The sequence below is a fragment of the Pseudoduganella sp. RAF53_2 genome, from assembly GCF_052113985.1.
Classification (GTDB): Bacteria; Pseudomonadota; Gammaproteobacteria; order Burkholderiales; family Burkholderiaceae_D; genus Rugamonas.
Map to the genome: position 1 here is coordinate 1 of NZ_JBFRDW010000854.1, position 2,025 is coordinate 2,025.

Annotated in this window: 1 protein-coding gene; it reads left to right on the plus strand. The window is 59.9% G+C overall.

What is annotated here, in order from left to right; all coding sequences use genetic code 11:
* Positions 1-2,025: beta strand repeat-containing protein (locus AB4Z11_RS30330; protein WP_442029688.1), on the plus strand; the 2,025-nt coding region annotated here is incomplete at both ends.

The following is a 2,025-nucleotide window of genomic DNA, read 5'->3' on the forward strand; positions in this document are numbered from 1 at the left end:
ACGTAACCGTTGACGGTGGCTCCAACGTGTCCGTGTCCCTGAACGGCGGCACCGGCGTTGACACCGTGATTGGTGCAACCACTGTTGCCAAGGGCGCTGTTTCCGTAACCAACACCAACCTGGCTGATGCAAACATCGCTGTAGACGGCGGCACTTCCGTGACCGTAACCGCACAAGGCGTGACCGCAGCAGCTGGTGCTGCTGGCACCATCACCGTTGGCAATGGCGGTGCTGCTACTGACCTGCCATCGGGCGCTATCGCTGTGACCTCCATCGGCGCTGCTGCAAACGGTACCGCTCCAGCAGACATGGCTGCTATCACCGTTAAGGGCGGCACCAAAGTAACCGTGGTGCAAACCGCTACTGCGGACGACACTGCTGCTGCTGACGACGCTGCTGCAACCGCCAACGTTATCACCCAAGGTGACATCGCCATTACCGGCGGCAAAGCCACCACCGAAGTTGTTGTTCAGCAGACCGCTACTTCCGCTGGCGAAGATGCTTCTGCAGCAACCGCCGGCGTCAAGACTGTTGACGTTGTGACCTTCGTTAAGATGGCCGCAGGCGAAACCGTCACCGTTGACGGCTTGGTCTTCACTGCCAACAAGGCGCTGACCGCTGCTGAAGTTGCAGCTGCATTCGCTAACCTGTCCGCTGGCGCAACCCAAGGTTCCGCTCCTGCGTCGAACGGCGTGTACTCCGGCGCTCTGTCGACTCACTTTGTCTCCGCAGGTGTGGTGGCTTCCGGCACCAGCCAGACTGTGACCTTCACTTCTGCTAAAGCTGACGGTACCGCAACTATCGTTGTTGCTGACACTGCTGCTGCTGGCAACGTGGCTGCAAGCGAAACCACCGCAGGCGTGGCCAACGTCGACGCAACCGTAGGTTCGCTGGCTGTAGCAGCAGGTAAAGTGACCATCGCTGACGGCGGCACCAAGACCATCGCTACCGTGACCGTTGACGGCTACGGTGCTGGTTCGACCATCAACTCCGGCGCTCTGACCACTCTGAATCTGGCTCACAGCGGCGCTGCTGACATTGCAGTTACCAACGCCACTGCCAACGCCACTCTGAACCTGAAAGTGGACGGCCTGGGTGATACCGACACTCCAACTGCTGCCAAGATCGATCTGAGCGCTGCTAGCTACACCACTCTGAACGTCACGACCGCTAACGCGGACTCTCTGGCTGCTCTGATTGCTGCTGGCGCAACCGCCATGACCGTTGCTGGTACTAACGCGATCGACCTGACCGACGCTGCTACCGACCTGAGCGGCCTGAAGACTCTGACCGTGACCGGCGCTGCTGGCGTTGCTGTGGACCTGAGCGGTTCCGCAAACCTGACCACCGTTGACACCACCGGCACCACCGGCACCAACACCGTTGGCATCGATGCTACCGTTGCAACCTACAAGGGCGGTGCAGGCGTTGATAAAGTCACCGTTGCAGGCAACGTGACCAAAGCGATCACCCTGGGCGCTGGCGACGACGTCGTAACCCTGGCAACCGCTTCCCTGGGTGCTAACATCTCCGGCGGCGACGGCACCGACACCCTGTCGATGACCGCAGCTGACGCGGAATCTGCATCGGGCAGCAGCGCTTTCGCAGCCAAGATCGACGGCTTCGAAAAACTGCAACTGGCTGCTGCCGCTGCTGACACCACCGTTGACCTGTCCAATCTGGACAACATCAACTACGTGGTAACCGCTGGTGCAGCTAACACCTTCACCCTGACCCTGGACAAGCTGGCTGCTGCTAGCACCGTAGAACTGAGCGGCGCCCAGGCTGGTGGTACCGTTGAAGCCGTGCTGGCTGATGCTACTGGTTCTTCTGACGTGCTGAACGTTGTTCTGAAGACCGCTGCAGCTGCTGCTGTTGACTTCGGTGCTGTAGTTGCTGCTGATGTTGAAACCGTCAACCTGACCGTGACCGACACCAAGACCAAGACTATCGATACCTTCACCCTGGACCTGGCAGCTGATTCGGCTACCAATGTCGTGGTGACCGGTAACGCCAACCTGGTCC